This is a genomic window from Eubacterium sp. 3_1_31 (assembly GCF_964249515.1).
Lineage (GTDB): Bacteria > Bacillota_I > Bacilli_A > Erysipelotrichales > Erysipelotrichaceae > Longicatena > Longicatena caecimuris.
In genome coordinates, this window is sequence record NZ_CAXUBY010000064.1 from 1 (window position 1) to 12,761 (window position 12,761).

The 12,761-nt window shown below is 33.4% G+C and carries 10 protein-coding genes; 4 read left to right on the forward strand and 6 right to left on the reverse strand.

The window, feature by feature from the left end:
- Window positions 1-45: 45 nt before the first annotated feature.
- The 6 genes from ACESSZ_RS15475 to ACESSZ_RS15500 form a co-directional block, all read right to left on the reverse strand.
- Entirely contained in the window at window positions 46-1,182 is a 1,137-nt protein-coding gene (locus ACESSZ_RS15475; protein ID WP_499842888.1) for an ABC transporter ATP-binding protein, read from the reverse strand.
- 367 nt (window positions 1,183-1,549) lie between these two features.
- A complete protein-coding gene (fusA, locus tag ACESSZ_RS15480) occupies window positions 1,550-3,640 on the reverse strand; it encodes an elongation factor G (protein ID WP_008689387.1) in 2,091 nt (696 codons plus the stop codon).
- A gap of 12 nt (window positions 3,641-3,652) precedes the next feature.
- A complete protein-coding gene (locus ACESSZ_RS15485; protein ID WP_008689388.1) occupies window positions 3,653-4,324 on the reverse strand; it encodes an ankyrin repeat domain-containing protein in 672 nt (223 codons plus the stop codon).
- A 495-nt stretch (window positions 4,325-4,819) separates the two neighbouring features.
- The gene (locus ACESSZ_RS15490; RefSeq protein ID WP_008689391.1) at window positions 4,820-5,227 is read right to left on the reverse strand and encodes an SIR2 family protein; all 408 of its coding nucleotides are present in this window, start codon (window positions 5,225-5,227) and stop codon (window positions 4,820-4,822) included.
- Between the two features lie 269 nt (window positions 5,228-5,496).
- Window positions 5,497-6,387 carry a DNA adenine methylase gene (locus ACESSZ_RS15495; RefSeq protein ID WP_213540209.1) on the reverse strand — a complete coding sequence of 297 codons (891 nt, stop codon included), beginning with the start codon at window positions 6,385-6,387 and terminating at the stop codon, window positions 5,497-5,499.
- 24 nt (window positions 6,388-6,411) lie between these two features.
- Entirely contained in the window at window positions 6,412-8,706 is a 2,295-nt protein-coding gene (locus ACESSZ_RS15500; RefSeq protein ID WP_008689393.1) for a DGQHR domain-containing protein, read from the reverse strand.
- Window positions 8,707-9,600: 894 nt separating this feature from the next.
- On the opposite strand from ACESSZ_RS15500, the gene ACESSZ_RS15505 reads away from it, so the two are divergent.
- Genes ACESSZ_RS15505 through ACESSZ_RS15520 form a run of 4 tightly spaced genes read left to right on the forward strand, consistent with a single transcriptional unit; the run spans window position 9,601 to window position 11,837 of the window.
- On the forward strand, window positions 9,601-10,290 hold the full coding sequence (locus tag ACESSZ_RS15505; protein WP_008689394.1) for a DDE-type integrase/transposase/recombinase: 690 nt from the start codon (window positions 9,601-9,603) through the stop codon (window positions 10,288-10,290).
- Window positions 10,291-10,311: 21 nt separating this feature from the next.
- Window positions 10,312-10,575, forward strand: coding sequence for an integrase core domain-containing protein (locus ACESSZ_RS15510; protein WP_226897028.1), 264 nt, complete (start codon window positions 10,312-10,314; stop codon window positions 10,573-10,575).
- A gap of 10 nt (window positions 10,576-10,585) precedes the next feature.
- Window positions 10,586-11,512 carry an ISL3 family transposase gene (locus ACESSZ_RS15515; protein ID WP_202800581.1) on the forward strand — a complete coding sequence of 309 codons (927 nt, stop codon included), beginning with the start codon at window positions 10,586-10,588 and terminating at the stop codon, window positions 11,510-11,512.
- 31 nt (window positions 11,513-11,543) lie between these two features.
- Window positions 11,544-11,837: a transposase gene (locus ACESSZ_RS15520; RefSeq protein ID WP_499842889.1), complete on the forward strand. Its 294-nt coding sequence runs from the start codon at window positions 11,544-11,546 to the stop codon at window positions 11,835-11,837.
- Window positions 11,838-12,761: the final 924 nt, after the last annotated feature.

Below are 12,761 nucleotides of genomic sequence, written 5' to 3' on the forward strand. Positions count from 1 at the left end.
AAAATTCTTTTATTTTTTGTTTCATATTGCTTAAAATCCCTGTGTTTATGCGGATAATTCGATTTTTACTCTTTTTTTATGAATAGTAAAATTGATATCTGTTAACGTATCCTTTTCGGCTTGCGGATAACGGAAAGACACATGATCAAACACAATTTCCAGATCCTCATCAGGCACGGTCAATGTTGCGCCTTCTTCTTCAATCGGTAAATCCATATACGTATCATAATCAACGATTCCCAAAGCACCGCGTCTTGTTTCATTATAGAAATTCACGATCTTGCTGATCCAACCGGAAAAAGCAGCAGCGGCACTTGTATAAAATACGAATACGGACACCGACATCCCATTCACTAATTCATGGAGGAAGAAAGCAAATACAATCAGATTACGGGAAGCTGATAAAAAGGTACTGCCCCATTTCGCCCATAAATATTTACGTTCTACTTCCTGTAACACTTCTACACGACACTTTTGAAAATAACGAATCTTAGCAAGCAGCCAATCTTGTAAATGAAAGATACGAATATCCTTTCCATTTCCAGGCAATTTTACTTCATGATGATAATACTGGAGCTGTTGATCTGCCTTTGCATAATCTTGCTTTCGTACATGCTCATACGCCTGCGCCTTGCTCATAAACCAAATACTTAATAAAGATAATGTGACAACCAAAGCACAAAGCCATAATTGCATGGAACCAAATACAATTGCATATAGAAAAAAGCCGGTAACTGCAATCAATAACTCCATTCCATTTCTGACAAAATGCTCAAATCCAACGCCACTGTTGTCAATGCCATTTGTCTGTGCCCGATTTAAAAGCTGCCGATACTCCATATCTTCCACCTGCGCATAAGGTACATGCATCGCTTTTTCATATAACCGCAATGTCAGCTTACATTTAATCACATACATCTTAGGATCATAGGTTTGCATCAAATAGTTATGCGCACTATCTAAAACTGCCACTAACAGCGAAATTCCACCTGCATAAACCATAAGTGTCGCAAAAGATTGCTGTGTTTCTATCAAATATAAAAACAGTGACGGTAAGACAACTTGTAGAAACGGAGCTAATACACCGGTTATCCAAATAAAGATGATCATGACGAATAAAGAACGCCGATATTTCGCAATATGCTGCATCGTTTCTTTCGTAGCACGTAGTATCACTTTCATAGAATCTCCCCTTTATTGTTCTTTATATATCGAACTATCTTGACATTATTATAGTTTTACATCGAACATTTGTCAAGGTGATACGTCTATGAATTTTTATCTGCATGATGATATAAAATAAATCTATGGTCATTTCTTGTAAAAGGGACTGAAAACATCTGTCGTTATTTCTACACTTTTCGTTATGTCTGTTTGAAGGAAAGAAATATTATCCAGCTTAAAAAAGGCAGCCTCCTTCATCCATATCTAACCATTCAGAAACAAGAGTATCTATCACTATCAAAGTAGATTCACATACAAAAAGAGTGCTTTGACTTAGCATCAAATACACTCTTCATTATACAGATACTTGAAATTTAAAATCTTTTTATTTTTCGTCTTCTTCCTCTTTCTTATGCTGAGCGATGATACCTTCCGCTAAGTTTGCGGGAACCGGATCATAGCGATTGAATTTCTGTACATATGAGCCTCTGCCCTGCGTCATAGCACGCAACTCGATTGGATATTTCTGTACTTCTGCCAGTGGAACTTGTGCAGAGATTTCTTGATAACCATCAACCATATCCATACCCATGATAGCTCCGCGACGTTTGTTGAAATCACCGATGATCGTTCCGGTAAATTCATCCGGTACACGTACGGTAATATCTACGATAGGCTCTAACAGGATTGGATTTGCCTGTGCCATACCAGCTTTATACGATAAGCGGGCTGCCAGTTTAAATGCCATTTCACTGGAATCGACATCATGATACTTACCATCAAACAGTGTCGCTTTGACATTGACAACCTTGAAGCCAGCCAAAATACCATGCTCCATGCATTCACGTAAGCCAGTTTCAACTGCCGGGAAGTATTGGCGAGGCACTGCTCCACCAAATACCTTTTCTTCAAACACCATTTCTTCAGAATCCGGATTTGGTTCATAATCGACAAAGACATGGCCAAACTGTCCATGACCACCGGACTGTTTCTTATGACGTCCTTCTCCGGTTGCTTTTTTACGAATCGTTTCGCGATAAGGTACCTTTGGTGTTTCTAAGCGTACTTCTACTTTATATTTCGCCTGCAGCTTATTTAAAACAACATCAATATGCTGATCACCAATACCATACAGGATTGTCTGTTTCGTTTCTTTATTGTTTTCCAAACGCAAGGTTGGATCTTCTTCTACCATACGTGCTAACGCATTGCTCATCTTATCCTCATCGTTCTTTGATTTAGGGAAGACAGCCATAGCTAACATTGGTTCTGAGAAAACAATTGGATCAGCCAGATAATGTTTACCTTTTTCACACAGTGTATCATTGGTCTGTGTATATTGCAGTTTTACAACTGCACCGATATCACCAGTAAACAGCTTACCAACAGCCGTTTGATGCTTTCCTTTGACAATGAAGATGGTACTGATCTTCTCTGGTTTTTCTTTGGTCGCATTGTATACAGCAGAATCACTGCTCATCACACCGCTTAATACCTTAATATAGGAAATACGGCCAACAAATGGATCGACAATCGTTTTGAAAACCTGTGCGCATAAGGATTCTTTTTCATTTGTTTCCAGTTCAACCGGTTCTTGTGTTTCAGAATCCGTTACAACGATACTGCCATGTTCACCATAGGTTGGGAAGTATTTTACAATCAGATCCATCAAACGTTCAATACCTACGGTATGGGTAGCACTGCCGCTATATACCGGACGGATTTCGCCATTGCGTACACCTAAGCGTACACCACGCGTCAATTCTGCTTCACTGAATTCTTCACCACTGAAATATTTTTCCATCAATTCATCATCGCTCATGGCGATTGCTTCAGCGATCTGATTCTTATATTCGGCAACGATATCCTTCATATCATCTGGTACCGGCTGCGCTTTTTCAGGATCAGCTAATGGTCCTTCAAAATACCAAGCTTTATCTCTTAAGATGTTGATGGAACCAATCGTCTTACCATTTTCCATGATTGGTACTTCAAATGGGATGACTGCCTTACCGAAAGCATCACGCAAAGCTGCATAGGCAGTATCAAAGGATGCGTTTTCTTCATCTAGTTTATTTACGAAGAAGATGGTTGGAATACCATGCTTCTGCGCTGCTTCCCAAGCACGCTGTGTACCTGGCTGTACGGCATCTTTGGCATCCACGACGATCAAGGCACTGTCGCCTACCGCAATACCTGCCTCAGCACCACGAATGAAGTCAATATAGCCTGGTGTGTCAATAAAGTTGATCTTACAGTCTTTCCATTCAATTGGTACTAAGGATGCATAAACACTTAATCCTCGTTTAATTTCTTCAGGGTCATAATCGATTAAGGAACTTCCTTCGCTGGTAACACCAAAACGATCACTTGCTTTGGTAAAGTACAGCATGCTTTCTAATACAGCAGTTTTACCAACGCCGGTATGTCCAAGAACGACAACGTTGCGAACTTCGCTTGATAAATAGTCTTTCATACCGTCATCCTCCTACTTCAGGATCGGCTTAAGCTGAGCTAAGCAGTCTTCACGAACATAGTGAACAGCTTTATGGCCTTCTTTGTCGATTAAATCTTTATCCGCACCGTTTGCTAATAAGTCTTCTACCAGGCTGACATAGCCACCATATGCAGCACGCATCAGTGCTGTACAACCATTATTGTCACATAAATTAACATCAGCACCTCTGGTAACTAATAAGCGAATTACTTCTTTTTTGAAGGCAACGCATGCTTCCATCAATGCTGTTCTTCCTACTTCATCCTGGGCATTGATATTAGCGCCAGCATCTAATAATACTTCCACACAGCGATCATGACCTAGAAAAGCTGCGCGCATGAGAGCAGTTCTGCCACGATCATCGGCTTTGTTTACATCAGCTCCTGCTTCGATCAGTTTCTTACAAATGGTTTTATTTCCTTTTTTCGATGCGCCCATAATGGCGGTTTTTCCTTTATTATCTTCTAGGTTTACATCAGCGCCATTGTCTAGCAGCACACGGACAATGTCCTTATAATCACGTTTTGATGCACGCATCAGTGCAGTTCTGCCATCACCGTTTTGATAGTTGATGTCTGCACCTTTTTTAATTTCTGCACATACGGTTGCGAAGTCACCGTTTGCACATGCATCCCAAAATGCTTTGTTGAATTTCTGATCCATTTTAAGTTCCTCCTTTTATTCTATGGAATCGTAAGTGAATAAAAAAACGGACATAAAGCACGATTACTTTACATCCATTTTATGCCATGTTGAAACATACCTGCTTGCTACAGGTACGTCCTTGAGCGCTTTGTCTACACCTTGTTCTCTAACCATGTGACTCACGCTCCTTCCTTCACTTCTAGTATAGTTATATTGTATACGATTTTATGTTTTTTGCAAGCGATTTCATTAAGGTTTTTGTCTTTTTTTACATGTTGAAAATTCTTTCATTTTCCCTTATGCCAATCTTTCCAGTTATCTGCCGAATTTGCCATTTTGCTATCTTTTTATTGACAGAATTGCTATAGTTTCGACATATGCGAATGAAGATGGAAGGATATGATGCAATAAGTAAAGAAAGATGATACAGGAGGATAATGAAAAGTTTAATGCTAACAAAACCAAATATAATTTTTACAGGATTCTGTGTATTCTCTTTTCTGATATCGCATGTTATCTTTCATAATGATTTTTTATGTTACGCAAAACTTCTGGTATTTCATCAAAATCATCCACCCAAATAACGTTAATTCCCAAACTATTGAAATAATCATTCCGATTATGTAAATGAAAATTCTCATATAACTGATACGATCTTTGACCTTTTTCAATTGAAGGTGGTAACTGAATATTTTCTTTTTTCATGATGGCAAAATGTCTGGTAGCTGATTTACTATGGACGATATCCAATAATCTTCGCATATTAGGATCAGACAATGAACATCCGATAAATAAACATATATTCTCACGCAGCGCATTGACTTGTTTCATATTCGACCAATTGAAGGGATCATTGTATACCTTGTGATATTCCTCCTCAGAGAAAATGATATCATCCAAATCTATTTCATCAGGTGACATATCTTCTAGAATATCTCAATTTACTTTCACAGTAGGTTGATTTTCCACATTTTTAGTTCTTTATGAAAAGCAGAAAATCTAGGATAAGCGATTTGGTTGCCTTGCGGACTTGGAAGCGACTTATAAATAACAAAATAGTTATGATATTTTAAGAGATTATACTGTTTTTACATCAAATTAGATATACATATTAAGTTATTTATTTAACTAATGAAAGTATAAAGAATAATTATTTTTTGATAGATTAAATAGTATTTGAAAAATTCAACTTAAGAATCTTGCTGCATATCCTTATATACATAATTTAAATATCCTTCTTCAACAGAATTTAAATTTTTATTAGGGTTAACTTTTCTTATTATATCATTGACCTTCAAACAATATTTAAAATAATTTTTATATAATTCAGTAGAGTTTTTAGACTTTGACATTGATACCATAACGGAGCATTCCTTGAGAAAATTTTTTTCTAGAAAGCAAAGAAAATTTTTATGTTCAAATCTTTCGGCAGTATATAATATCTGATTTTTTGTAGATTTAGTTTCAGGTATATATGGTGGATCACAATAGATAAAGCATTGATCAATATCTTTAGCTTGTTTTATATCTAATAAAAATTTTTGATAATCCTCACAATAAAAATTAACTTTTTGGATCTCCATTGATAATTTAAGGAAAAATTCTTTATCAAAATATAATTTATATTTTTTTCCAAATGGTACATTAAATTTTTTATGTGAATTTATTCTATAAACTCCATTATATCCTGTCTTCATTAGAAACCAAAATATAGCACTTCTTGTTATAGGCGATATTCTATTTTCATTAAATTGCTTTCTCTTATCATAAAAGAATAATGCTTTAGATTCATTGCTTAATAATTTATTATAATCAAAAACCATGTGTTCAATTTTATTGCATAATTTATCAAAATTACTTTTTAAATCAAGAAAAAAATTCACAATGTTTTCATTAACATCATTAACATAATATTCGTCATATAAATTATAAATTAAAGTGTTAATTAGCACGATTCCAGAACCAAGAAAGGGTTCTACATAAATTTTTTTATCTTGATCAAACATTACAAGCATCTCGTTTAATAATTTTTTTTTAGATCCAGCCCATCTTAGAGGACTGCCATATACTTTATCTAACACAATATATCCCATCCTTCATAAACTTTAAGAATAAACTTTATTAGTTTCTTTTAAAAGATTTTTTAGCCAAATATAAACACTTTTTACAAATTCGAATTTCTCAAGAGTGATTGTTGATGAATGTTCAATTTTATTAGAGATAATGTGTAAATCAATTAGCCATTGAGTAGTTTCCTTTTTGTTTCCCTTTTTATCTATTGGGAATATAAATTTTTTATCAAAAACTTCAGTCCAATTTGTGCCATATATTAAAATAGCCTGTAAATCCTTAAAGTTGATAAAATCCCAAACCCCTCTATATTGACTTTTAGGTTTATTATAATTATAATTTGTAACCTTATTGGTCAAATTTAATACTACCTCTTTAGGAGCATAAGCCTCAATATTATCTTCGCCAAATGAGACATCTAATCTATTTTTAACATCTCTTTTCAAATCATGTAAAATAGAATCTATAAGTAGTAGAGCCTCTTTGGTATTTTCTTTATTTCTATCACCCCAATATTTTTCAAGACCATCCGGATTGAATGAACCATAGTGTTTATTAATTTCTCTTTCAAAAGTTCTACACATTTTAATTGGACCACCAGCGCCATATGAACTGCTTAACTCTATTTTGTCTTGTTCAGACGCGTTTAGCCAGTACTCTACTATTATTTTTAAATAGTTTTTTATTTCATAATATATTTTTTTAGGATTGTCTGACAATGGATTTATTTTATTTTTATCAGTTAGATATATAATTAATGAATTTAAAACTCTTATAAAACCAGATATAACATTATTTTTTACAAAAGCACTCTTGTCATCATTTGTTTTATTCCATTCATCTTCTCCTATTTCCTTTTGCATATAGGTAAGACAATCAACGATAAATGGATATAATCTTTCGTAAGTTTTGTCATTATTCGATTGATCAAATTTTCCATAAGATATTAAATTGTTGTTTTTATACTTCGATAAGAAATCACTTTCTTTAATCGCTTTGCTTAATGTTTCTAATGTAATACACCGTTCAGGCGTAATAGTATTTTCACCTACAACAACTCTATTATAAAGTGGTGAATTTCTATTTTCTCCTAACTCTCTTGATATTTTTAATGCTAAACCTTCTCGCATTTCTTTTGGATCTTTTGATTCGTATTTAAGATCTTCATCTAGTGTATTTCTTAAATTTTTCGGAACAGCTTTTTGATTTTCATTAATGTCCATAAATATTTTTATTTGCTCTTCTTGCTCTAAATTCTCAAAAGCAACCACAGGAATGGTGTTAGTCTCTTTATATTTTGTGTTTGAATAGCCATATAATCTATGCTGTCCATCTATTATATAAATACTTTTATAGGCTTGTGGTAAATGCAAAAAACCTAATTTAGATAAGGATGTATTATCTACATTACTTTTAACTTTTTCAAATTTCAAACCTTTTTTACCAGTCTCAATACTTACTATTATAGAATTAGGAAAATAGCCACCATTCTCAATAAATTCCTGTATACTCTTAAGCCGCTGTTTTTTGATAAGTCTTTGATACGTAGGCATAGAATCTTTATTAGAATCAGTTCGATGTAATACATATCCTAGTTTAAGAAGAGTTTCTGGCTCTATTGAAAATGAATAATAATTATATCCACCCATTTTACCAGAAATAGCGGGCACTACGTTATGTAATCCCTGTATCCTTTTATTAGCAAATAAATTGCCCAAAAGCTGATATCTTGCAGCATTTCCTAAATGTTCAGTTAATGCTTTATAATATGAAATTTTATCTTCATCAAAATAAGAGATATCAAATTCTTCCATTCTAACCCGATCGCGCTGACTAACATTATAATTTTTTGTGGAAAATATAATTTTGATCTTATGCTCTGGAAATTGTTTCCTAATTGCTGTAATCATTCCTTCGCTTTTTCCTTTTAAAGCCTCAATTTCAGTTTTAAAATCTTGTTTTTTATTTATAATTTCTGTTGCTTTGCATTCAATTAATATTACAGTCTCGTCATCGGCTGCAAAAACATCTATTTGCTGAGTTAAATTTTCTTCTTTGTTATAAGGTATACTAAATGATCGGTCTTTATTCATCATTTTGAAGCCCAGATTATAAAACAACATCCAAACATCATTCTCAAAAATTTCATCAAATGCCTTAATCTTTTTCATCCTAGTCTTATATTTGAATTCTTTATCTATTTCCCAATTTTCTTTCAAATAACCTTCAACAAGATTCTTATTTAAAGATTTGTAATAATATTCTTGTTTTCTTATCTTTTTAACATTATTTAGCTCAATGCCTTTAACTAAACTATCCTTCCAGTTCATAAGTATCCCCTCTATATGTATACTTAGACTGTATCACATTTTTAGAATAAAGACAATATGTACTATTTTTTAATTTATATATTTTCACTATAGATCAATATCATTTTACTTTTACATAAATGGAAAATTCAAGTCATATATTCAGATATCTAAAGGAATATCTAATTTCAAACGATTTAGAAAACGTTGTATTTCCGCATTGAATAGAAAAGTTTTTTCCAGTATCTCTGATTCTCTATGCACTGATAAATGCATAGTGAAAAAACGTAGTCCATATAAAAAATCATAACTAAATTGGCGTTTGATTTCGGCTATTATAAAAAGACAATCTCTAAGGTGATTTTCATCCCTTTTGATTGTCTTTTTACTTCACTTATCCACTCTAAAGTTTAAAGAGCATTTTCTTTAAACCACGATAAGTTTAAATGAGTATCTAAAAAAACATGGGAAACTGAAGTCCACCGCAAAAACATGTGGTGCTTCAGTTTTTTCTATACATTTCATGGGATTTTATGTTTTTATCATTTATAATATATCTTTGGTAAGGATAAAAAAAGATAGAAATCTTGGATATTTAAATTATCGTGGGGATAAAACCTGCCTCTAAATTAGGTTTACAAAGAGCTTACCTTTAAATTATTGTGGGATGGGTTCTTTTGTTCATTTCACAAAAAAAACTTTTGTTGTAGAATATCGTTGTAAAACATTATTCTTAACGAAAGGGGTTTTCCACTATGGATATTATAACAGATTTATTGAATATTCCTCAAGAAGATGTTTTACTCTTCCTCTTCTCGTGTTGGTTTACAATAGATGTGTTACAGAATAGGTTAACAAAAAGCAAGAGACTCGCTATACTTAAGTTACCACACCATCAGAAAGGAGATCTCTTGCATGAATAGTATAACTCAAGATATGCGTTTTCGTCTATCCATTGTTAAATTTTATAATCGTATCAGTGCTACTAAAACGGCTATCCGCTATAAAGTTACACGTCAATTTATTTATTTCTGGGTTTATCGTTTCAATGGCGATATCCATTCTCTTGCAGACCATTCTCATAGACCCCATCATCATCCTAATCAGCACACGGATACTGAAATCAAATGGATCAAGGATATTAGAAGAAGAAATCCTGATATGGGCTTGATTGACTTTTGGTTACGTTTGAAAGTACTTTACAACTATTCCAGGAGCGTTTCCTCCCTTTACCGTGTTATGCGCGCGCCCTCTATGTCCCCCGTTAAAAAAGCGCATAAGAAACGTATAAACAAGCCATATGATACGCCTACCGTTCCCAGTACTAAGATACAAATTGATGTGAAGTATGTTCCTACCTGCTGTCTTGTTGGAGATTTGAAAGGTACAAAACTTTATCAGTACACTGTGATTGATGAAGCTTCCAGACTTCGTTATCTTGCTTTCTTTGAAGAACATTCCACTTATTCTTCTACAAAATTCCTTATGGAATGTATCAAGTTCTTTCCATTTAAGATTCAATGTATCCAAACAGATAATGGATTTGAATTTACCAATCGTCTTGTGAGCGAGAAGAAGACGTTATTCGAAGAAACCTTGCTATAAAACGAAATAGTCTATCATCCAATACGGCCGGCAACACCTAGACATAATGGAAAGGTAGAAAGAAGCCATAGAGAAGATCAAAAAAGATTTTATGATAAAGCAGCATTTTATTCATTAGAAGATGCTTCATCTCAAATTGAGAAATACCTTAATAAATCAAATAACAGACCTACTAGACCTCTTGGTTATTTATCACCTATTCAGGGTTTCTTACCAATACGCTCATTGTGTGATACATCATTGACAAACCTACAATGTTTTATTCTCTTCCTCTTCTTGAAGTGAAAACGGTTCTTTGATTATCGACATTACTCTCGTATCTAAAAAGTTTAGCTGTCCTTCTTGTGGTTCTTCTTCTACACATGTTAAAGACTATAAAACTAAATCTATTACCCATTCTGCACTGAACAGCCGTTCTTGTCTGATACGCTATCGTGCCAGACGCTTTGCGTGCGCTATATGTGGCAAAACTTTTTTTGAATCAAATCCCTTCTTGCCTTCCAGGCATACTATAAGCAGCCTTACTGTTCTTAATGTGCTGAATGAGCTGAAAGAGTCAAATTCTACTTTCTCCAGCATTGCACGGCATAATTATATTTTTCCAACTAAGGCACAGGAAATTTTCGATCTTTATGTTCGCATAAAGCGTAGAACTTTTCCTAAAATCTTATGTATCGATGAAGTCTATGCTTTGAAGGATAATCATAGTAAATATGTCTGTCTTCTTCTTGATTTCAAATCTCATCAGCTGATTGATATGCTTCCTGAGAGAAAAAAGTATTCTCTTCTCAATTACTTTGAAAGTATTTCTGTAGGTGAAAGATCAAATGTCCAATACTTCATTATGGATATGTATCAGCCATATAGAGATGTTGTTCATTTCCGTTTTCCTAAAGCCAAAATTGCTGTAGACTCTTTCCATGTTATTAAAAATATTAATGATTCCCTGAATGCAATCAGGGTCCGTATTATGAAAGGATATAAGTCAAACACTGTAGAATATTATCTGCTGAAGAATTTCAACTGGCTTCTTCTTGAAAAAGAAGTACGAGAAGGTAAGCGCAGGTTCAATAAATGGTTAAATCAATATATCAATTATCCGCAGCTGCTTGACCGCATATTGGCTATATCCCCAGAATTAAAGGAAGCCTATCAGATAGATACCTTCTCTTCAATACATACAGCGATTTCAGTAATGCAGAAAAAGATTTCAATGAGATGATATCATTGATACGAAAATCTCATATGCTGAAATAGTAGTAATCTATAAAATGTTGAATAACTGGAAAGAAGAAATCATCAATTCTTTTATTCTCGTAGATGGAAGACGGCTGTCGAATGGCATCATGAAATCTCGTAACTCTATTGTAAAACTGATCAAGAAAACAGGTAATGGATATGTGAATTTCGCACACTTCCGTAACCGTTGTATGCACTGCATGAACAAAGATGCATTGTCTTGCCTCTCTGATGCTCAGCTTTCAATCAGAATGAAGGAAAGAAACGAGGTACCTATAAAAAATAACTATCATGCATACAATGATTGACATATAAAAAAAGAAGTAATTTGTTAATTTCTGAATCTTATTACTTCTTTTTTGAAACCCCACGTTATTTTAGAGCCCCTTTCTTTACTATTTATGGGGTGCTTTTTCCCCCATGGTATTTTATACCCCAAATTTTGTATACCCCCACACTATTTCAGATTACCATGATAATTAAGATGATTCGTCATTTACATATCTAATTCTGTCGATTATTACTTACACATGATTCTTCACATTCCCCCTATCTAAAGGCGATTTTTTAAAACACACTATTCAAATTCTTCATTGCGATCATAAATATTAAATTTATTTAATGTGCTACTGATATCAAATTTATTACACACAAAATATACTTAAATTCTATATAGACCGTTCAGAATGACTGATTTTTCCATATTCTTTCATTGAGTATTTCAAGATATTGAAAATATCTTCTTTGAGAATAAATTCATATTCAGGAGATAATCTAGTAAACATCGGTAACCCTTGAACATTAGCTCTGATTTCGGAACTATTTAAAAAATTTTCTATATAGTCTTGCTGTGGCGTAACTTCAGTTTTGTATACCTATCTGAATGAAATAAAGTAGAATCAAATGGAACACTTATTAATCGGATTGGCTGGTTATCAGTATTAATAAATTGAACAAGGTAATGGTAATCATTGTATGAGATTTTATCTACATATTGCCAAATAGATTTACATGATTTTTCCATATCGTAATATTACCTATAATCAAAAATTTAAGTAAAAGCATACTTGATTGTGTTAATTCTCGCAAAAAAGAAGAGGAAAGAATCAAGAAATTATATAAGCAAGAACAAAAGATAAATATTAAGTAGCCTGTAACTGTGAACTTTTTTATTAACTCACTTTCGCTTGGAGTATAGAAATATATTATGAACATTGAAACAATTGATATTA